This is a genomic window from Mesorhizobium sp. P2_A12, assembly GCF_056405075.1.
Genome location: NZ_JBFUCU010000025.1, coordinates 19,403 through 38,103, shown reverse-complemented (window position 1 = coordinate 38,103; position 18,701 = coordinate 19,403). Strand labels below are relative to the sequence as shown.

Annotated in this window: 26 protein-coding genes and 2 pseudogenes; 14 read left to right on the top strand and 14 right to left on the bottom strand. The window is 57.9% G+C overall.

What is annotated here, in order from left to right; translation table 11 throughout:
* Window positions 1-109: 109 nt before the first annotated feature.
* Window positions 110-343 carry a hypothetical protein gene (locus AC1DZU_RS31440; protein WP_477290791.1) on the top strand — a complete coding sequence of 78 codons (234 nt, stop codon included), beginning with the start codon at window positions 110-112 and terminating at the stop codon, window positions 341-343.
* Window positions 344-561: 218 nt separating this feature from the next.
* Window positions 562-750: a hypothetical protein gene (locus AC1DZU_RS31435; RefSeq protein ID WP_477290789.1), complete on the top strand. Its 189-nt coding sequence runs from the start codon at window positions 562-564 to the stop codon at window positions 748-750.
* A 2-nt stretch (window positions 751-752) separates the two neighbouring features.
* Here AC1DZU_RS31435 and AC1DZU_RS31430 read toward each other — a convergent pair whose 3' ends face one another.
* Window positions 753-929 (bottom strand): hypothetical protein, encoded by a 177-nt coding sequence (locus tag AC1DZU_RS31430; RefSeq protein ID WP_477290787.1) that lies wholly within the window; start codon window positions 927-929, stop codon window positions 753-755.
* 169 nt (window positions 930-1,098) lie between these two features.
* On the opposite strand from AC1DZU_RS31430, the gene AC1DZU_RS31425 reads away from it, so the two are divergent.
* From AC1DZU_RS31425 to AC1DZU_RS31415, 3 genes are all read left to right on the top strand, one after another.
* Entirely contained in the window at window positions 1,099-1,296 is a 198-nt protein-coding gene (locus tag AC1DZU_RS31425; RefSeq protein WP_477290785.1) for a hypothetical protein, read from the top strand.
* Between the two features lie 225 nt (window positions 1,297-1,521).
* Complete coding sequence (locus AC1DZU_RS31420) at window positions 1,522-2,127, top strand: Crp/Fnr family transcriptional regulator (protein ID WP_477290783.1); 606 nt, start codon at window positions 1,522-1,524, stop codon at window positions 2,125-2,127.
* A complete protein-coding gene (locus AC1DZU_RS31415; RefSeq protein WP_477290781.1) occupies window positions 2,042-2,266 on the top strand; it encodes a helix-turn-helix domain-containing protein in 225 nt (74 codons plus the stop codon). The genes AC1DZU_RS31420 and AC1DZU_RS31415 overlap by 86 nt, the downstream gene beginning before the upstream one ends.
* A 300-nt stretch (window positions 2,267-2,566) precedes the next feature.
* On the opposite strand, the pseudogene AC1DZU_RS31410 reads toward AC1DZU_RS31415, so the two are convergent.
* Window positions 2,567-2,695: pseudogene (locus AC1DZU_RS31410) on the bottom strand (transposase); the annotation flags it as partial.
* A gap of 346 nt (window positions 2,696-3,041) precedes the next feature.
* Between AC1DZU_RS31410 and AC1DZU_RS31405 the strand changes: the two are divergent.
* The 4 genes from AC1DZU_RS31405 to AC1DZU_RS31390 all read left to right on the top strand — a co-directional run bounded on the left by AC1DZU_RS31405 (window position 3,042) and on the right by AC1DZU_RS31390 (window position 4,096).
* Window positions 3,042-3,341 (top strand): DUF1236 domain-containing protein, encoded by a 300-nt coding sequence (locus tag AC1DZU_RS31405; protein WP_477290779.1) that lies wholly within the window; start codon window positions 3,042-3,044, stop codon window positions 3,339-3,341.
* Window positions 3,342-3,434: 93 nt separating this feature from the next.
* A complete protein-coding gene (locus AC1DZU_RS31400) occupies window positions 3,435-3,623 on the top strand; it encodes a hypothetical protein (RefSeq protein ID WP_477290777.1) in 189 nt (62 codons plus the stop codon).
* 110 nt (window positions 3,624-3,733) lie between these two features.
* Entirely contained in the window at window positions 3,734-3,865 is a 132-nt protein-coding gene (locus AC1DZU_RS31395; RefSeq protein WP_477290775.1) for a hypothetical protein, read from the top strand.
* 66 nt (window positions 3,866-3,931) lie between these two features.
* Window positions 3,932-4,096, top strand: a complete 165-nt coding sequence (locus AC1DZU_RS31390; protein WP_477290773.1) for a hypothetical protein — start codon at window positions 3,932-3,934, stop codon at window positions 4,094-4,096.
* 39 nt (window positions 4,097-4,135) lie between these two features.
* Here AC1DZU_RS31390 and AC1DZU_RS31385 read toward each other — a convergent pair whose 3' ends face one another.
* From AC1DZU_RS31385 to AC1DZU_RS31375, 3 genes are all read right to left on the bottom strand, one after another.
* Complete coding sequence (locus AC1DZU_RS31385) at window positions 4,136-4,546, bottom strand: DUF427 domain-containing protein (protein ID WP_477290771.1); 411 nt, start codon at window positions 4,544-4,546, stop codon at window positions 4,136-4,138.
* Window positions 4,547-5,817: 1,271 nt separating this feature from the next.
* Window positions 5,818-6,129 carry a DUF2231 domain-containing protein gene (locus AC1DZU_RS31380; RefSeq protein ID WP_477290769.1) on the bottom strand — a complete coding sequence of 104 codons (312 nt, stop codon included), beginning with the start codon at window positions 6,127-6,129 and terminating at the stop codon, window positions 5,818-5,820.
* Window positions 6,130-6,263: 134 nt separating this feature from the next.
* A complete protein-coding gene (locus AC1DZU_RS31375) occupies window positions 6,264-6,746 on the bottom strand; it encodes an alpha-ketoglutarate-dependent dioxygenase AlkB (RefSeq protein WP_477290767.1) in 483 nt (160 codons plus the stop codon).
* A gap of 286 nt (window positions 6,747-7,032) precedes the next feature.
* On the opposite strand from AC1DZU_RS31375, the gene AC1DZU_RS31370 reads away from it, so the two are divergent.
* Complete coding sequence (locus AC1DZU_RS31370) at window positions 7,033-7,245, top strand: KTSC domain-containing protein (protein WP_477290765.1); 213 nt, start codon at window positions 7,033-7,035, stop codon at window positions 7,243-7,245.
* Window positions 7,246-7,514: 269 nt separating this feature from the next.
* Here AC1DZU_RS31370 and AC1DZU_RS31365 read toward each other — a convergent pair whose 3' ends face one another.
* Window positions 7,515-8,492, bottom strand: a complete 978-nt coding sequence (locus AC1DZU_RS31365) for an SDR family oxidoreductase (protein WP_477290763.1) — start codon at window positions 8,490-8,492, stop codon at window positions 7,515-7,517.
* Window positions 8,493-8,678: 186 nt separating this feature from the next.
* Here AC1DZU_RS31365 and AC1DZU_RS31360 point away from each other — a divergent pair, with 186 nt between their 5' ends.
* On the top strand, window positions 8,679-8,963 hold the full coding sequence (locus tag AC1DZU_RS31360; RefSeq protein ID WP_477290761.1) for a Ku protein: 285 nt from the start codon (window positions 8,679-8,681) through the stop codon (window positions 8,961-8,963).
* Window positions 8,964-8,965: 2 nt separating this feature from the next.
* Window positions 8,966-9,115: a Ku protein gene (locus AC1DZU_RS31355; RefSeq protein WP_477290759.1), complete on the top strand. Its 150-nt coding sequence runs from the start codon at window positions 8,966-8,968 to the stop codon at window positions 9,113-9,115.
* Window positions 9,116-9,570: 455 nt separating this feature from the next.
* Here AC1DZU_RS31355 and AC1DZU_RS31350 read toward each other — a convergent pair whose 3' ends face one another.
* The 3 genes from AC1DZU_RS31350 to AC1DZU_RS31340 form a co-directional block, all read right to left on the bottom strand.
* Complete coding sequence (locus AC1DZU_RS31350; protein ID WP_477290757.1) at window positions 9,571-9,708, bottom strand: hypothetical protein; 138 nt, start codon at window positions 9,706-9,708, stop codon at window positions 9,571-9,573.
* Window positions 9,709-10,059: 351 nt separating this feature from the next.
* Window positions 10,060-10,296: a DUF7662 domain-containing protein gene (locus tag AC1DZU_RS31345; protein WP_477290755.1), complete on the bottom strand. Its 237-nt coding sequence runs from the start codon at window positions 10,294-10,296 to the stop codon at window positions 10,060-10,062.
* Between the two features lie 349 nt (window positions 10,297-10,645).
* On the bottom strand, window positions 10,646-12,136 hold the full coding sequence (locus AC1DZU_RS31340; RefSeq protein WP_477290753.1) for an alpha,alpha-trehalose-phosphate synthase (UDP-forming): 1,491 nt from the start codon (window positions 12,134-12,136) through the stop codon (window positions 10,646-10,648).
* A gap of 350 nt (window positions 12,137-12,486) precedes the next feature.
* On the opposite strand from AC1DZU_RS31340, the gene AC1DZU_RS31335 reads away from it, so the two are divergent.
* The gene (locus AC1DZU_RS31335; RefSeq protein WP_477290751.1) at window positions 12,487-13,017 is read left to right on the top strand and encodes a YciE/YciF ferroxidase family protein; all 531 of its coding nucleotides are present in this window, start codon (window positions 12,487-12,489) and stop codon (window positions 13,015-13,017) included.
* Window positions 13,018-13,077: 60 nt separating this feature from the next.
* Here the strand turns inward: AC1DZU_RS31335 and AC1DZU_RS31330 are convergent, their stop codons facing one another.
* Window positions 13,078-13,356 (bottom strand): cysteine hydrolase family protein, encoded by a 279-nt coding sequence (locus tag AC1DZU_RS31330; protein ID WP_477290749.1) that lies wholly within the window; start codon window positions 13,354-13,356, stop codon window positions 13,078-13,080.
* 338 nt (window positions 13,357-13,694) lie between these two features.
* Window positions 13,695-13,940, bottom strand: a complete 246-nt coding sequence (locus tag AC1DZU_RS31325; RefSeq protein ID WP_477290747.1) for a hypothetical protein — start codon at window positions 13,938-13,940, stop codon at window positions 13,695-13,697.
* 149 nt (window positions 13,941-14,089) lie between these two features.
* Between AC1DZU_RS31325 and lov the strand changes: the two genes are divergently transcribed.
* Window positions 14,090-15,205 (top strand): blue-light-activated histidine kinase, encoded by a 1,116-nt coding sequence (gene lov, locus AC1DZU_RS31320; RefSeq protein WP_477290819.1) that lies wholly within the window; start codon window positions 14,090-14,092, stop codon window positions 15,203-15,205.
* Between the two features lie 157 nt (window positions 15,206-15,362).
* Here the strand turns inward: lov and katE are convergent, their stop codons facing one another.
* The 3 genes and pseudogenes from katE to AC1DZU_RS31305 all read right to left on the bottom strand — a co-directional run bounded on the left by katE (window position 15,363) and on the right by AC1DZU_RS31305 (window position 18,297).
* On the bottom strand, window positions 15,363-17,477 hold the full coding sequence (gene katE, locus AC1DZU_RS31315) for a catalase (protein WP_477290745.1): 2,115 nt from the start codon (window positions 17,475-17,477) through the stop codon (window positions 15,363-15,365).
* A gap of 35 nt (window positions 17,478-17,512) precedes the next feature.
* The gene (locus AC1DZU_RS31310) at window positions 17,513-17,980 is read right to left on the bottom strand and encodes a DUF6894 family protein (RefSeq protein WP_477290743.1); all 468 of its coding nucleotides are present in this window, start codon (window positions 17,978-17,980) and stop codon (window positions 17,513-17,515) included.
* Between the two features lie 13 nt (window positions 17,981-17,993).
* A pseudogene (locus AC1DZU_RS31305) lies at window positions 17,994-18,297 on the bottom strand (hypothetical protein).
* Between the last annotated feature and the right edge of the window lie 404 nt (window positions 18,298-18,701).

Here is an 18,701-nt window from a genome sequence, read left to right as displayed (position 1 = left end):
ACTTGCCGGGTGTTGGTTTGTCCGACAGTACGTCTGCCGGTGCAATTGCGGTGCCAGACGGGATTGACCCATTACGGGACAAATCGGCCTTTAGCAGCCTCACCAGCGCGTGGTCACCCTGCACATCCTCACGGCCAACAATCCCTATTCGATCATCGATCCAAAGGCGGAGCCGGGTGACAGGATGAGATTCGAGGGTGAAGTGATCTATGTCGACGAGGATCTTGGCCGTGTCACCGTGCAGGTGCTTGGCCGCGTCACGGTCGAAGCCAGTACGGTGGAACTGGTCAGGAAGTACCGGCCGCCGACCCGCAGGAAGCCGCTGCGCGACATAGTCGACTAAGCGAGAACGGCGTACAGTTCGCCAGCCGGCACCCTCTCGTTTGCCGGTTAGGCCCAGTGGTCAAACCCAGCCCCCCGCCCTTGGCTGCTGGGCCGCTAGCACGCCCTCGGGCTTTGGTCGAAAATGTACAATCGAATCCTATTGAAAGCGGCTTCGAACGCATTATTAAATCCCCAAGTTACCAATCTGTTTCCAGCCCTTGGATGGGAGGTGGCACCATGGATAAGCCAGGTGATCAGGTATTGTCTTTCGACTGCGATATCATTCGCAGTGCCTTCATAAGATACGTCATCAAAGCGAACATTCCTGAAGACCAATGGCGGGCCAAGGCCGCGCGTTTGATCGCCGACTATACCGGCACTGATGACATTGATCCCCAGTTGCTGGAATGGATTGTGCGGAAGTAGGTCTAGCCTTGTTGGGCGGCCATAATGCGGGCCTCTCGCAAGAGCGATGACCAACTGTGTGCGCCATGAATGGCGATAAGCTGCCGAGCTTGCTCTTCGGTGATACCGGCTTCATTCACCAAGCGCTGGATTACAAGATCGTCAGGCTTGCCGGGTGTCTTGTCCTGTTCGTCAGTCATCGGAACAATCCCTTAGACGACCCAACGCAACTTACTGTTACTGGTTCCCCTGCGGAATGACTCGCTAACATGCCGGATAAGGCGCATTGTGGCTTTGTCGCTGGCCACTGAACGGGCGCTGGCGATTGAGAGTGTACATCGTACTCCCGCCCCTGCGGGAACCTATGCGATGGACGACGAGACACACCCACCCACATTCATTTCGGCCCATGATTTCGAGATCATCCGCAACGCCTTCAAGGCGTCGGTCGCAGAAGGGATGATTGTCGAGCGGCAATGGGTCCAGCACGCGAAGGACTTGATACTCGCGCTCACCGGCCATGAAGAGCCGGACGAAAGCATTATCTGCCGGATCATTGGGCGCTAGGCGCTACCCGTCCGTAGAGTAATGGCCGGTGCAGTCGGGGCTTCTTGGGGCATCTGAAATAGCAACCACGCAACTAATCCGATCGGCGGTGACGATCGGTCAGCCAAGCCTGACGGAGTATTTGTCGAGCTCGGCGGCGCTCGCGTGAGGTGTCTGGATTAACGTTTGAACGGGATGGAGCGCGAACGTCAGTTGTCTGATCATGGAACGTGCTAAAGATCAGCCATGTCCAGTTTGACAACGCCGCTAATCCGGAAGCTCGAAAGCCTCGGTCGACTTTCATCAGATGAACGCGAGAGCGTCGAAGCTATGCCGCTTATAGGTAAGGCGTTGAGGCCCGGTGAGCAGATTGCGCTGGAAGGGAACGAACCAAGCCACTGCTGCTTGGTGGTTGAAGGGCTCCTGCGGCGATACAGCACTTTGAGCAACGGCACTGTGCAAACACTCTCAATTCACGTCCCCGGCGATATACCTGATCTGCAAGGCCTGCACCTTCGAACCATGGATCACACACTCGCGTCGATCGGTCGAAGCAAGGTTGCCCTCATTGCGCACCGCGGCATCCTCGAGGTTCTCCGCAAATCACCTCGCCTGGGAAATCTGTTTTGGCGTGAAAGTTTAGTTGATGCAGCCGTTGCGCGCGCGTGGGTCAAGGTGTTGGGGGGGCATGACGCGTTAGGCAGGTTCGCCCACCTCGCCTGTGAGCTTTATGCGCGCATGGAGGTTATGGGACTGGTAAGAGACAATGGTTATCCCTCAAGTTCAGCTCGGCGAGACTATCGGGGCGAGCGTTGTTCACGTAAATCGTATTTTGAAGAAGCTGCGCGCTGACCGCTTTGTAGAGCACAAAGACGGACGGTTGCTCATTCTGAACTGGGACGGGTTAAGCGAGGCGGCAGACTTCGATCCCGGGTACCTAAATCTGCGAGAGGCGCTCTATTTGGATTTAACGCCAGCGGCTGGCGGTTAGCCGACTCTGTTCATTCATCCCAGAAATCCTGCAGCGAGGCGCCTCGCCGCGTAGGTGCTTCACGCGACCGATAATGCCCGGCTTAACCCATTGCGTCGCCAGCCGCTTCATGCCCTCCGGCGGCGGCCCGGCGTGTTCCTGGACACGCTTCCACAGCCGGTCTCGGATGGCGCCGCGCGAGTTGATGAAGGCCGAACCGACATATCGCCCCGTCACACGATCAGCCATCAGCGCGAAGGCCGGCTTGCCTGTGGCGCGACGGACAACAGCTCAAAGGAAAACTCGGAGCGGTCATCGTCAACGGCGCCAACGATAGAGCAGGTTTGGCGCGACGCCACGTCGTCGGGCAACAGACGAAACCGTCTCGCCCGGGAGAAAGCTCTCCTCGATGATCTGAAGCTTCTGTTCGGTCGACCAGCGTCGGCGGCCTCACCGGTGATCAGTTCGATCCGTCGATAATCGTCAGCCTTAGTCTGTGCTTGAGGATAGCCTCAAGCCTCCCGCGTTATGCCAACTGTCCGGTCGAAACGGGGGCCAGTTCACCCACTTAAGGCCGTGGCCTGAGAACAGCGGTTACCATCGCGGACATGTCGCGGGCGGATCTCCAGATCATCCTTCGCCGCTGCCTTGATGCTCAGAAAACGTCGCGCAATGCGGTTTTCGATTAGACTTTGGTCCGATGTCCTGGACCGAAGCCCTGCCGGGGGAACGTCTGCACCTGCTCGAAGTTTGGTTGCTGGCGCGGAGTTCTGCGTCGATCTCATAGGAGGAAAACATGAGAATGCACCTTACCGGCGCCGCTGCGGCGTTTCTGCTCCTTGCAGGTATCGGCGTGGCCGCTGCCGAGGACGTCATCATCGCGCCTGAGCAGGATACGGTCATCCGTGAATATGTGAAGAAGCAGCCCCTGGCGTCGGTGAAGGTTCCCGGCGTAGAACTCAATATCGGCTCATCGCTGCCAGATACCGTCGAGCTTCACGAAGTTCCCAACGTTAAATACCGCTATGTCGTGATCGACAAGCGGACGGTTCTAGTCGATGCTGGCACTCGCAAGATCGTCAAGGTCTACGACTGACTTTACGGCTGAAGCCCGTCGCCCATGTGGCGGCGGGCTGTCGAAATCACATTCTCAACAGCCAATTTCCCCCCAGAAGCCGCAGGACCAGCGATGGATAGGACGGCGGAAGGCGCCAGCCCGAAACTAGTTGAAGTGACCGAAGCGATGGGCGAGTGGTTCGTCCGCGTGGTCGAAGACGAACAAGAGCTAACCCGATCATTCGAGCTGGAAGCTTACGCCCTAGCCTATGCGGAAGGTCAGCGAATTCGCCTGGGGCTTGCCGATTTCACACGACTGTAGCTCATTCAAGATGCAGCAAAACCGAACAACAGGCCGTTCCGTTCAACAGGTAAAAAAGCCCGCCACCTCCGGGAGAGGTGACGGGCCTCTTAGAGACCAGCGAGGGGACTATGCTGGCGATCGATAACGTAAAAAAGCCGACCGAGTTTCCTGAAATATCTGACGGTACGAAATTGTACAAACCTGCGCTGCAGGACCGTGACCGCGGGCGTTCCGTTAAAGCAAAAAGCCCGCCGCCGTGAGGCAGCGGGCTAGCTTAGGGAACCACTGATGGGGTTGGCATCCGGTTGCCAACTGTTGGCCGTGACATGGCCGAGCTGGTCCCCGAACTGGTAGGCGAGCTTGGACCGGTCGCGCTCGAGGTCGAGTGTCTCGACAGCGTCGACGATGCGGCGGCAATGCTCGATGTAAGGCCGTCCGGTCTTATCGCGTTGTGCTGCGTGAACTTCCTCCGCAATCTTGGCACCCGGTAGAAAACGCTCATCGCGCTGTCGCTGCCTTGCCAGAGCTAACTATTCAATGACGTGTGGGGTATGCCGCTTGTCCTCGGCAGGTTCGACATCGATACGCGCCTTTTCCGGATCGAAAGTGCCGTGACGCGCGATCGCCCGAGCGGCGGAATCCGGTGTTTCATATGCCCACATGAAGTCGTCTGAAGAACTGCCGACGGCGTGGACGCGCCAGTAACTCGCGGTACCTTTGAGCGGGCTCTGTCTAATTGTGTTGGTCTTCTCGAAAAGATCGAAATAGATGTCCTCGAAAGGGACATAGAATACCGGCTCCTGCCCGTCTTCCCGCAACACCTTTGCCCGTTCGGTGGCAGCAACTATGGCATCTGAAAATCGTACCGTCACCGTGCCAGCAAACGGTTCTATGGCGAGTCCACCAGGACGATGTTCCGGAATTGCACTCGAACGTTGCATCGAAGTCTCCTTGTTTACCGATTGATCTGCTCGACGGCGGTTCGGTCCGCCACGCATGGAGAGGAAATGCGCGTCGATCCATCAGGTTCCGGCTTGTACGAGGAAGCGGGGTGACGCTCGGGGGATTTAAAGGGGTGAACGACCGCCGGGACATGCTGCCCGGGCATATGGAGTGGCGAACTGCGCTGATGGTTGTTTTTGTGCCGACTTTCCTCGTGACACCTCGACACCAGCAGATTTATGAAATTCTACCTATCTAGCTGGACCCGGCCCGTTCCCGTCGCCTGGTCCGCAACGCCTGATCATCCACATTGCACCTGCTTCGGGACCAAGGTCACGCCCATGAGGGAATGCCCAAAAGACATCGACGCCGATGTCGTGATCGAAATCAGCAGGCTGCTGGACGACAGCCCGCTTTTCGTCCCGGTCCGGGTTCATGAGCTTGCTTCCAAGGTGAGAAAGAAGGGTCAAGACCGGTTTGCCGGACCTTTCGATCGAGGAACTCATCGTGGAGATGGCCTCTGTACGTCAGCTGGCCATGGCCTTTGATCTGCCTGGGTCGGAGAATGTCGTGCAGATCCCGAAACGCCGTCCGCGCCGCTAGCATTGCTTTCTGAGATAGAGTTCGCCGAGGCACTGGCGGACTGCAGATCGATCTGGCCCCTTCTCCATCACCCGGGTTCATGCCGACAAAAAGCGAACACCATTACCCTGCGGCGGAGTGCCTACGAAAGGCATCAGCAACGCCAAGGCATTGAGTGAGGCGGCGATGGCGTGCGAATATTCCTAACTGGCGCCGGAGCAGCTCCCAGTTTTCGGGCAGAACGGTCCAATTTCGGGTCGCCTGATTGATCGGATAGGTCAATGTCCAGAAGGCAAATTGCGTGGTGCCGATACTAAGAAAAGCGACAACGACCAAGCCGGAAGATTCGCCTAGGCGTCTCATCCTGTTTCCAGCCGACGACTGACGCAACATGCATCGATGGAACCAAATACTGGGCCGGCTCCGGCAATGTCGGGTTCGCTCCGACCTGGTCGCCAGGATCCGGCTCGTCGTCGCTGCATGCGGGCAGCGCGACAAGCGATCCGCGCAAAAGACCGAGGCCTGCCGCCCGCCGGATACACCTGTTGAAAAACAGCCGGGCAATCATTCGACCACCTCCACTCGAGCACGGCTGGATCTCCATCCTGTCAGGCTTGCGAGAAGCAGGACGATTACGGCCACAACGGATCGGCGAGGCCCCGGCACGACCGAAGTCCAAGCGTCCCGGCTATGCACCCGCGCATAAAAACGACAACACAAGCACGACAAGGCTGTCCAGAAGATACGGCCACACAGGCCTGCCAGCACGGGAAAGTCGTCTGGTAAACAGATCCATAAGCGCGGCAATCACTGCAAAAGCGCCGACGACCCAGCCGGCGAAAAGTAGCCAGGCCGAAAAGTCGGCCCACATTATTTCCGCCGTTCGCCAGTAGGTGACGTCGGTGAGCAGCGTGCCGATGAAACAAGCATTGGCGATCGCCATCGGCGTCTGATGAAGCGGGGGCTTGGCCAGCACCAACATTGTTTGCGAACTGACCATCGACTCTCCACCGCTGCAAGCTGGATGCACTCCAAACCAACATGAGGTTGAGAGGTTTCCGGAGGGTCCGAGTTCAAGAACTCGTGATGGCATTAGCAGTGGGAGACCTGGTGTCTGATGTTAGCGGAGCGTAGTCATGCCTTTTTAGAGCGAAGTGTTCGCAAGGTGATCGAATAGCGTTGCTCGGCAAGGGGCGGGATGCTGTGCTCCCACTCCGTGCGCGAAGGACCGGTCATGAGATAGGCTGATCTTGGCTTGACGACGATCGTTTGGCGGTCCCATCCGCTTCCGGCCTTTCGCCGGAGTCGAAAGCTGCAGGGCGCCAGCAGTGAAACACCTGCTACATCTTCAAAATGAGATTTGTCACGATGCCAGCCGATACCAGCGCCCGGCCGATACTCATTGATCAGCACCTGCGCAAAGGCTTCGGGAGGCTGGCTCGCAAAGGCAGCGACCTTTTCGCGCAGGGGCTGCAGAAAATCAGGGATTGGAGGTGCCTCGACGACTTCACGTCTGTCATAGTCGTAGCGCAGGCCAAAACCGACGACTAGCCGGTTTGCCAGATGGCCATGGAAATCAAAAAGGTTGGAAAGGCAGGCCTTCGAGATGCCTGACAAGTCTCTTCTGACGAAGTGATCAATTCGGGCTGTTAGGCGAAGCCTTCTGGCAGAGCGTTATTGGCACCGAAGAGATCGTGCTGGAGCGCGAGGGGAAGACTGATTGTTTTCGATTTGAGCGGCGACATCGTAGCTAGATTGTCAAGGTAAGATCGCTAGGCAATATGTAAGCAGCAGGTCAAGTGCGGCGACGGCCCGAGTTCCGAAACGGTTCGGGTAGCGGCGGTTGGGAGGAAAAGCGGTTAGCGGAACTCGACGATCGTTGCGGGGTTTATCGGGTGACCGATTGGACACCAAGATGCCTTCGACCGTGATCCGCAATGTTAAGTACGACCCCGCAACCGGAATCCTTTCGGTTTGGTTCGTGCCAAGCGGCACACGCTATGACTATGAGGACGTTGCCCCCGAAACCTATGCCGCTTTCAGGAAAGCCTTCTCGAAAGGCCGCTTCTTCAGGGAATTTATACGGGACCGTCATAAGTATCGCCGCGTGGCATGACCGTCTCGACCACAGCCTCGAATCCTACCGCCGCTACGGCGTTTTGGCAGCCGCCCGGTCGTTCGTACGAATTCGTACCGACGTTCGGCTTGAAACTGTGGTCGAAGTCGTCGAAGCCATCGGCGAATGGTTCGTTCGCTTGGTCGAGGACGGTCGCGAGGAGAGGCGGTCGTTCGAACTGGAATCCTCGCGCTGGCCTTTTCGGAAAGGGCAGCGATCTTCGCCTTAAAGGTCCTCCAGCTGTAGGCAGACGAACGGCGCGCCGTTCCTCAGTAGCCACCAATGATGGGCAGAATCTCTCCGGTGATGTAACTTGAGCATTGCGGTGAGGCCAGAAACACATAGGCCGGTGCGATCTCCTCTGGCTGGGCCGGGCGTTTCATCGGCGTATCGGCGCCGAATTTCGAGACATCGATGGCCTGCTTTTCCGACGGATTGAGTGGCGTCCACACTGGACCTGGCGCGACCGCGTTGACGCGAATGCCCTTCTCTATGAGGTTGCCTGACAGCGCTCTTGTGAAGGCGTGTATCCCGCCCTTTGTCATGGAGTAGTCGATCAGCTCCTTCGAGCCGTTGATTCCCGTTGTGGAGCCGGTGTTGACGATGGCTGAACCGCGCTTCATATGCGCCACCGCCTCCTTGGCCATATGGAAATAGCCGTAGAGGTTGGTTTTCATTGTGGTGTCGAAATGCTCCTCGGTCAGGTCGGCAAAATCCGTCGAATGCACTTGGAACGCTGCATTGTTGACGAGGACGTCGAGGCCTCCCAGTTGCTTGACCGTATTGGCCACGGCCTTGCGGCAAAAAGCGAGGTCCGCGACATCGCCGCGGAGTGTAATGCAGCGACGGCCTTCACTTTCCACCGTCTGCTTGGTCAAGTCGGCGTCGCCGTCCTCCGATAAATAGACAATTGCCACATCTGCACCCTCGCGCGCGAACAGTACCGCGACCGCGCGACCGATGCCGGAATCGCCGCCGGTGACCAAGGCAACCTTGTTCTCCAGCTTGCCGGAGCCGCGCCAAAACGGTGCATCGTAGAGGGGAGCCGGTTTGATCTCTGCTTCTTGGCCTGGTTTTGGATGATGCTGCTTCGGAAACGGCGGCGCCGGATATTCTCGCGCACCGGCCTGCATCGCGCCGGCCGGTTTCAATTTCGTTTTGGCCCGATCGTCCGCATCCACTTTGCGCTGGATTCGCAGCTGCCTTTGGACGGTTTTGGAGGTGTCGGTATTTGTTCCAGTGGGCATGGCTGTCTCCTCGGTTGCTCGGCACAACGTGCATCAGAGGAAAAAGTTGATCCTTGCCGCGATAAAATGGCTGCTTATGCACCTTATCGGAATAATGGCTGCAATCACCGCAGCAATCGTAGACGATCAGCCTCCGGACGACATTGTGGAACCAGCCAGCCAGAGCTGCCCTGAGGAACGATTTTGATGGTTGCGCCACGTGCTGCCTGGAAGGGCTTTCTGAAAGTTGGATCGGTAACTCGCGGGGTGAAGATTGTCGGCGCTACCAGCGAAGCCTCGAAGATCCACTTCAAGATATTTGAACCGCAAGGACGGTCTGCCGGTCAAAAGCATCTATGCCGACGAGAAGACAGGCAAGCCGGTCGAACGGACGACCAGCTCAAGGGTTTCGAAATCGAAAAGGATGTCCAGATCGAACCCGACGACATCAAGGCGCTAAAGCTCACCTCGGATCACACGCTGGGTCGGTGAGTTTGAGCATCAACGAGATCGACACCCGCTATCTCGAAAAAACCTATTACCTGATTCCAACCGACCGCGTGGCTGTTGAGGCCTACGGCGTGATCCGCGATGCGATGAAGAACAAGGGCGTCGCAGCCCGGTCCTGTATCGTGCTCTATTAGCGCGGCCGGGAAGTTGTGATCCAGCCCTATGGCAAAGGGCATGGTGATGACCGAGCTGCGAAACCACAACGAGATGGAGAGTGTCTTCGATGGTTTGACGAAGGCAAAATACGGGTCCTGAACTGCTAGAGATCGCCGGCATGCTCATCGACAAGAAGGTGGACCACTTTCGATCCCTCGAAATTCCAGGACACCTACGAGGATGCCGTACGTCCCCGAAGCCAACATTCCCAGCTTTCCACGAGCCCATTCATGACAAAGGAAACGCCAATTACACAGCCGGTCCGGGAGGTAAACGCGATTAAACGCTACCTGTTACGACGCTGGACTGCCAGGACGCCTTGGCGCCCCATGTTGACGATCTAGTCAACCGAGTAGAGCAAGTGGGTTGGAACCGAACGCGCGTCGCTTCAGCGTTTGATGTATTTGGCTGCCAAGCGGCTGAGTGCGACATCCTAGACAAGGCGAAAATCCTGCTGATGGCGATTGCTATTTCGAATCAATCCTCTGCTCAGGCTCAATCCCATGGTGTCGCCATCACCATGCACATGGTCGCGATCCCAGTCGTTCGTTTTGTCAGGCGTTTTGATCATGGCCTCCCGGGTATCCCTATCGGTGTCCTTGCGAGGCCATGGCCCAAGTATATCGCGAGATGATTTCGGTGCCATGAGGTGGGCTTCTTTCGGTATGTCCGATCGCGAAACACGCCGGAAGAATAAGGTTCCTTCAACCAGTTCAGGAGCGATGTGATCGTCGTCAGCTGTTCAAAACTCGTGTGTCTCCAACGGCGGCGCTTGAACCTGAAACAGGTCAAGTTAGTGAGCACAGGAAAACGCCTATCTGTGCTGCGCTTTTCAGTCACCAGCCAGGGCGATAAGCGGTAGGTCACCGCCCCAGCCCTTCGCAACGTTTCAGCAATCGCGGGCGGGCGCATTACTTGAGTTTCATTTTCCTGAATGTAGCGACTTTGGACTGAAATCGGCTTGAACATCGAACCCAGCCTGGTGCCAGGCTTCGGCTTGGACCGTTCGCTCGCCAGTCCGGCCGTTTGCCCACCATTGCGGATCCATATGGGCCGCCTTGGGTAAGGGCACGGTTTTATCCAACTGCTCGAAAGTGATGACAATCTCTGGCGTGTCCAGCGTTTCCAATAAGCTCCGCCAGGGCTCATACTTTGTCATCGTCTCGGTCTCAAGTTTGTCTTGGGCTCCGGGCTCGGATGGTCCTGCCCGTATCACTGGCTCGAGGTCGTTAGGAAAGTCGGGGGCCTTTTCAGGCATCGCGTGCGCGGGTGCAAAACCCGGGAGCAGTGCAGCCCACCTCCTCGATCAACTCTAGCAATATATCATGACCATGTGTCCTTTGTGGATGCTTCGATCCTGAACTTAGGACTCGGACTGATGTTCCCTCCCCAATCGTTTACACGCCTTGCCCCGGCCTTTCAGAGGTGATCTCTGCTGCGCGTGCCCGGTTGTCAGACCCATGCTGCCAGTGCCCATCCTGCCGGAGACAGTAGGTGGGCTACGGGCGCTAGCTCTCGTCCATGAGAGCAGCGAGAAATGATCGGCGCCATTCTGCTGCATCATTGCGGCTGATGCGCGTGAGCAGTGCACCGTGCCTCTCAATCCTTTCCTCAAGTGGCATCGCGAGCGCTTTGGCGATAGCGTCAGCAACGTCGTCGATCGAATAGGGATTTACGATCAGGGCTTCCACAAGCTCTTCAGCCGCGCCCGCAAAACGAGACAATACAAGCACTCCGGGATCGGCCGGGTCTTGGGCGGCTATGAATTCCTTTGCGACGAGGTTCATTCCATCACGCAAGGGCGTCACCAGCCCGACCTGGCTGGCGCGTAACAGGCCAGCCAGCCGCGAGCGTGGCACGGCTCGGTGTATGTAGCGGATCGGTGTCCAAGCCAAATCCGCGTATTTACCGTTCACAGAGCCCGCTGTCGCCTCGAGCTGTGCCCTTATTTCAGCGTAAGCACCGACCTCTTCTCGCGTGGGCGACGCAATCTGCAAATAAGTAGCCGCCCGCTGATGTTCGGGATGTCTTTCCAGAAGCCGCGCGAAGGCTTGCATGCGGCCGGGCAATCCTTTGGAGTAATCCAGCCGGTCGACGCTGATGATCTGTTTAAGACCCAGAATCTGGCGACGCATGGAATCAATCTGCACATCCTGCGACGCCTCGTTAGCCATGCGTGCGAACGCGCCGACATCGATGCCTATCGGAAAGCTCCGGGACACAACGGTCCGGCCATTGGCCTCCGCCGCGCCATTGTCGTCGAAGGTGATCGAATTTGTCGCCCGCACGGAGCGCCGGAAATTCGTCACGTCAGTCTCGGTCTGGAAACCCACCACATCGTACTGAAGCAGGTCATCGATGAGTTCTTCATGGTCGGATGTGGCGACCAACAGGTCAGGTGGCGGGAACGGGATGTGAAGGAAAAAGCCGATCCGATTTCCGAATCCGAGCCGCCGCAGCTCGGCGGCAAGCGGGATAAGATGATAGTCGTGGATCCAGACCAGGTCGTCTTTGCCCGTCAGCAATCGTGCAAGCGCCTCGGCGAACCGCGCATTGATCTGCCTGTAGGCGTGAAGAAACTCGCTGCGATGATCCACCAAGTCGAGCCGGTAATGGAAAAGCGGCCACAGGGTACTGTTGGCGTAGCCGTTATAGTAGAGGGAGTACGCCTCGCGCGGCAGGCTGAGCGCGGCTGTCTCGATCCTTCCCAGGCGTTCAAGGTGAATGACGGGTTCGTCGCCCGGAGCGGTATCTCGATGCTCCGCGCTTGCTCCCAGCCAGAGACCTCCACGCTCGGCCAACGCATCCGCGACGCCTATAGCGAGGCCTCCGGCTTGCGACAGATCGCGAATATTCCCCAGCCTATTCGAGACAACAACCAAACGACACGGGTCGGCATTGTCGTCTGGATGCTTTCCCGCGCCCCGTAAAGCCCCACTCCCGCTGGAACCGCCAGCCGTTTGCGGGCGCTCTTTGTGGGTTTCATTTGATCGCTGCAACAAGAGGAATCCCTAACCTAGGAAATTCGCTTGGGAACGGTCTGCCATTGCGATTGTTCCACGTCGTGCCCAAATCGCCCTAGCCAAGAGATCCGATTTCGACAACCCATCAACGATCGTAGCATTGACCAGCTCGCCTCGACCACCAGGGACACCTATGGTGCTGGCCGCAAGGCATCTTGTTCAGGCGCGTCGCGCGCCAAAGCTCGCTCATCTTTCCCGTCGCATTTGGACAGCTTTTCGAGACCTAAAGAAAAATCAGTCACACCTAACTTTGGCAGGAACCTGCCTTGAAGATTGGAGTTGGATTAGCACCCGAAGGGGTTGTTTCAACCAAAGGAGATTGTCAGATGGCAGCCACGAAGAAAGCCAGTGCCGGCACCAAGAGCCTCGAGGATCTGTTCCTCGACGGGCTTAAGGACATCTACTACGCCGAAAAGAAAATTCTCAAAGCCCTGCCGAAGATGGCCAAGGGCGCGGAGGACGCCCAAGTGTCCGCCGCCTTCGAGAAACATCTTGTCGAGACCGAGGACCAGGTTGAGCGACTCGAGCAGGTGTTTGATATCCTTGGCATTGCTGCGCGCGGCAAAACCTGCCCCGCCATCGACGGCATCATCGAGGAAGGATCCGAGATCTTGGAGGAATACAAGGGTTCGACCTCGATCGACGCGGGCCTTGTCGCCGCCGCGCAGGCCGTCGAACACTATGAGATCGCGCGCTATGGCACGCTGATCGCCTGGGCGACATCGCTGGGCAAGGATGACATCGTCGAACTCCTCAACGCCACACTCGAAGAGGAGAAGGCCACCGACGAAGCCCTCACCTCCCTCGGTGAGTCAGGTGTGAATGACAGGGCGGCCGAGCAGCAAAAAGCGGCTTGATCCCACGCACTTAAAAAAGGGCCACGGCGACATCGTCGTGGCCCTTACCGTTAGGGTCGGTCACCCACCAATCCAACAGTTTACAAGCTGCTCAGTGGTCGCGGTCTCGATATGCTGGCCGTAGCGATTGCTGAACAGCCCGATCATGGCATCATGGGCCTCATCCGAGGCGCTGCAGACCGCATCCTGGACCACGATGGTACGCAAGCCATAGTCTGCCGCGCCCAACACCGTTGAAAGCACGCACATATCTGTTTCGCCGCCGGTGACGATAACTGTGTCGCAGCGCCGCTGCGCCAGTAGAGTGCGAAGGCTTGAGCCAAGCCAAGGCGAATACACCGGCTTGTCTACAACTGGCGCCGGCGGCGTAAACGCTCGAAGTTCCGGAACAAGTCCACCTTTCCCGGGCCAAGGCGCTCAAGCGTCATGTCTGCCCATCGTTCATAGTAGCGTTTCCAAGTCCCCTGCCCGGCGCCGGGCCGCCTGGCCGGTATAAACCGCGTGAAGACCAATCTCGACGGCTGTGTGCTGCAAAGATCTACGATCCTGGGAAGCACACGGTCCATCCATGGCAACGACCATTGGGACGGGTCGCGGAACATCGCCTGCATGTCGACGCAGATGTGCACTGCGTTGCGGCCAATGGGTTCCTCGCGCAGCGTAGGTCAGCGGCCATGTCAGCGCGAGATCGCAAATTGCGACGGGGATTGCTGCACATCGAACGCAACACTCAGGCCATGAGCCACGGCGCTTGCGGCGATCATGTCGTCGAGCTCGCTTCTAGAAACCGGACAGGCTTTCATGACAGTCAGGACAGCCGCTGCTGCCTGACTCACGGACACAACATCGTGCCGCTTCTTCCGCACCTCGACGTACTGCTCGATAAGCATTTTGAGGCGGCGCTCCTCTACCTCGTGTGACATCTTGATCCTCCACCCAGATCAACCGTGACCGGCGCCCTTGGAGGGAACCGCCCGACCTTCAATCGCTGTCAATCTGCGGACCCGATCCTTGTTCCACCGCTCGGGCAGAAGGCGTCAACTTCGTCAACGATTGTCGCGACCAGATTGGCATCAGCAGCGAATTCGCCAACGATCGGCAACGCTTTAACGCCTCTCACGTTCAAGGTCTTAGTCGGCACCAAGGAAGCCTTAATGGACGAAAAAGACCTGTCCCATATTCACGTGATCAGCCGGCCGCAGTGACGGCGGATGCGCTGCCAGACCGCAAAGAGTTGGCGGCCACAGCGTTTCAGCGGACACGCATGCCGATGGTGGTGACCGATGCCACACAGCAGGATTACCCTATAGTGTTGGCAAACGAAGCTTTCCTGAAATTAACAGGATACGATGCAGGAGAGGTTCTCGGCAAAAACTGCCGGTTCCTGCAGGGTCCGGCAACATCCAAAATCGCCGTTTCCGAAATACGAGCCGCGATAAGAGAGGAGCGCGAGGCCAGTGTCGAACTCCTCAACTACCGCAAGGATGGATCGCCCTTCTGGAACCAGCTTCACTTCAGCCCAATTCACGATGACAGCGGCCGTGTTGTATATCACTTCGGCTCTCAAATCGACCGCACAGACTATCGCAGGATCCAGTCTCTCGAAGACTCCGAGCACCGGCTTCTGCTAGAGGTGGACCATCGCGCCAACAATGTGCTTGCGCTTGTCGACAGCATCGTTCGGCTTACTCGATCGGACGACGCTGCCTTGTATGCGGCCTCCGTACAGCAGCGTGTGCAATCTCTGGCCCGAGCCCATACTCTGCTTTCCCGGCGCGGCTGGCATCAGATTCCGCTACGGGCGGCCATTCGGACTCAGATAGAGCCTTACGGGGCGACACGGGCAGTTTTGAGCGGCCCGGAGATCATGCTTGCAGCTCATGCGGTCCAACCGCTTGCGTTGTTCATTCATGAGCTCGCCGTAAACGCGGCGTCGCATGGCTCACTCTCGCAGGACACTGGCCAGGTCGCAATCAGTTGGAACGAAATCCCGCAAACCAAAGGGCTTGCGCTCGTTTGGGAAGAAACGGGAGGCCCGCCGCCTGCGGGCATCCGAAAGGCAGGCTTTGGCACTGTGATCGCCGAAGCTACGATACGGCGGCAGCTTCAAGGATCTACCGAGCGCGAATGGTTAGATCGCGGCGTGAGAATCGTCGTCGAAGTGCCTAACGTCACCAGCGAAACGTAGCAACCGTTCACATTAGCGAGCAGTCGTAGCGGCAAAAGCTGCGTCGGTCAGCGCCGACACGATGTGCACACCATTCGGGGCTGTGCTCTGTCAGAAATTCAGCAAAATGAAGGACCCACTTTGCGGGCCCCTCTTTTGCAAGCCTGAAGACGCGGCCTCACAGCTTGACTGCGGCCTCCCGTGCCCACAGCCGCAGACCCCTGCAACTTTCAATGAAATCCGTGGCACTCGCCTTGTCAGCTAGCGGCAGCATTCCCTCGTCAGCCCCGGGCTCGACGCCCGCTTTGGCCAGAAGCGGCACGGCGCCGGGTGTGAAGCCGATGAACTTGCAATGAGAAAACGCATCCGCCACGAAATCACGAGCCGCTGCTTCGCCGGCCAGCGGATTGGCACTCTCTTCGGTGAGCAGGATGGCGACCGCGTCAAACAATACCGATGGGCCGCCATCGATCATATGCTTGGCCACAATCTTGGTGCCATCGCTGGCCACCGCGCCGCCGACCTTTGCCGCGATTACTTCCATGGCGGCCCCTTCATTCTCAATGGCAGCCTGTAAGGCTTTGAAGAGACCGGCGTCCGTGCCGGTGCCAATCAGGACGCCAACCTTGCGGCCAGCAAAGCTCTCCGGACCATTGGCAATGATGCTCAGCGCTGGCGAGGGCTCGAGATCCGTGCGCGGCGATACACCTGCGTCGGCCGGCTTCGGCATCTCGGTGATGCCGAGCTTGTCGGAGACCGTGACAGCAAGCCCCTCATCGATGTTCAGCAAGTGCGCGATCATCCGCTCGCGGATGGCTGGGGTCTCAACCTTGCTCAGTTCAAAGGTCAAGGCCTGAGCGATGTGGCGTTGCTCGGGTGGGGTCTGGCTGTTGAAGAACTGGGCAGCCTGGCTGTAGTGATCGGCGAAACTTTCGGGCCGCAGCTGGACCTTTTGGCCCTCCTCCCCGTCAGCGAAGGACCGGAACCCACGCTCAGGGGATTCGCGCGGGCCGACGCCGAATGAATTCGGCTGGTAGTTGGCCCGTCCAACCGGATTGCGCATCGCCATATGGCCGTCCTGCTGGAAATGATGGAATGGGCATTTCGGCGCGTTGATCGGCAGATGCGTGAAATTGGGGCCGCCCAGGCGTTTCAGCTGCGTGTCGAGGTAGGAGAAGTTGCGGCCCTGCAGCAGCGGATCGTTGCTGAAGTCGATGCCAGGCGGAACATTCTGGGTCATGAACGCGACCTGTTCGGTCTCGGCAAAGAAATTCTCCGGCATCCGGTCGAGAACAAGACGGCCGACAGGTATTGGCGGCAAGATCTCCTCCGGAATGATCTTGGTCGGATCAAGGATGTCGAAGTCAAAATTGTCGGCAAACTCCTGGTCGAACAATTGCAGGCATAACTCCCATTCGGGGAAATCGCCGGATTGGATGGCATTCCAGAGGTCCCTCCGATGAAAGTCGGGATCGGCGCCGTTGATCTTGACCGCTTCGTTCCACACGACTGATTGCATGCCAAGCTTGGGCTTCCAGATAAATTTCACGAACGTCGATTCATCGGCCGCATTGACGAGGCGGAAGGTGTGCACGCCGAACCCTTGCATGAAGCGGAAAGAGCGCGGGATGGCGCGATCCGACATCACCCACATGATCATGTGCATCGATTCCGGCGTCAGGCTGATAAAGTCCCAGAACGTGTCGTGCGCCGACTGCGCTTGCGGGAAGTCACGGTCAGGCTCCGGCTTGACCGAATGGATTACATCGGGAAACTTGATCGCGTCCTGAATGAAGAACACCGGGATATTGTTTCCCACGATATCCCAGTTGCCCTCTTTGGTATAAAGCTTCACGGCAAATCCGCGGACGTCGCGGGCAAGGTCGAACGACCCCTTGCTGCCGGCCACCGTCGAGAACCGCACGAATGCCGGCGTTTTTTCTCCAGCTCGCTGGAAGATGTCGGCGCGCGTATATTTTGCGAGCGACTCGTAGGTTTCGAAAAAGCCGTGGGCGCCATAGCCACGTGCATGCACTACCCTCTCAGGAATGCGCTCATGGTCGAAATGGAAAATCTTCTCGCGGAAATGAAAATCCTCGATCAGCGTGGGACCACGTGCGCCGATCTTGAGCGTGTTCTGGTCATCTGAGACCGGCCCGCCCTGGGCTGTTGTCAGGACGTCAGTGTCGCCCTCCGCAACTTGATGCAATTCTCCTCCCTGGCCTCTGACCAAGGTCAAGTCGTGGACGGTGGCGGACGATGCGCTGGCTTCGGCTGCTGGCTTACGCGGCATAGTGCTCTCCTTTGAAACGCTTGAGAATTACGGGCTCAAATTTCGGACTGAGGTCGTTGATCCAACTCGGCGGCGGCGCGTTGCAAGTCGGAAAAATCGACTGAGGCGACGATGTCACCGCGACGGTCACGCGCCCTGACGGCCCAGCCCACCGGTGCTTCACCCCGAGACAGGGCGTCTTTCCACAAATCCTCCGCCGAGCGCCTGCATTCGTCGCGCACCGCGTCCAGATCGGGAAAGACCAAGCCACCCACGTCACGGATCTCCCCATTGTCATGATACTCAAGCCGATACTCATCCCCCGCATCGGCTATCCGCTGTTCGCCAGAATTCTCTTCGTCGACACCAAATTTGGCGGCATGCAAAAGCATGATCTTGGATTTTTCGATCAGCTCTTCAGGGGATAAGACCGCCGGTTGCGCGACGGTAACCAGTATGTTGTCACCACCCTCGCCGCGGAATTCCACAACGTTGTTGGCAACGACGATTTCCAGAACCTCCATACCTATGCTCCCTTCACATCTGGTCATTGTAAGGCTGTTTGGTAAAGCCCGACCTACTTGGCCAACTCTGAAAACGGCGGCACGCCGGCCTCGAACTGGTTCGTGTTCGCGAGTTGCAGAAGTCGCAAAGGGAAGCAGACGGCATCGCGGTTTGCCGGTGACATGTCCTCGAACAGGCGCTCGTCGCCGGTGAACGAGGCTTCCGCGGTTTTCAAGGCCCTATCGATATCATCGATCGAGAGTTTCCGTACCAGGGCGTTGTTGACCGCTGCGACCGCCATCAGCAGCCCCTCCAGCTGTAGGTTGGCGAAGTTCATCGATTTTCCTCCATCACATACGTCCGATGGTGGGCGGGACAACGGGTCTGCTAGCTGGACGCGCCATGGGAATCTCCTTCGAGGACGGTGGACAACTTTCCACACGAGACGAGGTTCCAGAGCCGCCATGCAATCCCGAAGCGGCCGACGCCACGCTTCTCTGACGTCAGAAATCGGTGGCAAAAGTTGAGGACAACGAGTCAGTCCATGCGTGGAACCGTCAGGCAGATCCCAAGTTTCATATTGCCGGGAAACGTTGATTGGCGTGCCTTTCGCATTGTCGAGCATGTCGCAGCCAGCAAGTCATCCCGTGGGCGGCGAAGGGAAGACGTCGTGGCCAAGGTAGCGTTGCTTGGACCTCCACGGCAAATGAGAGCGAGATCGACGGAAATCTCGCTGTGGCA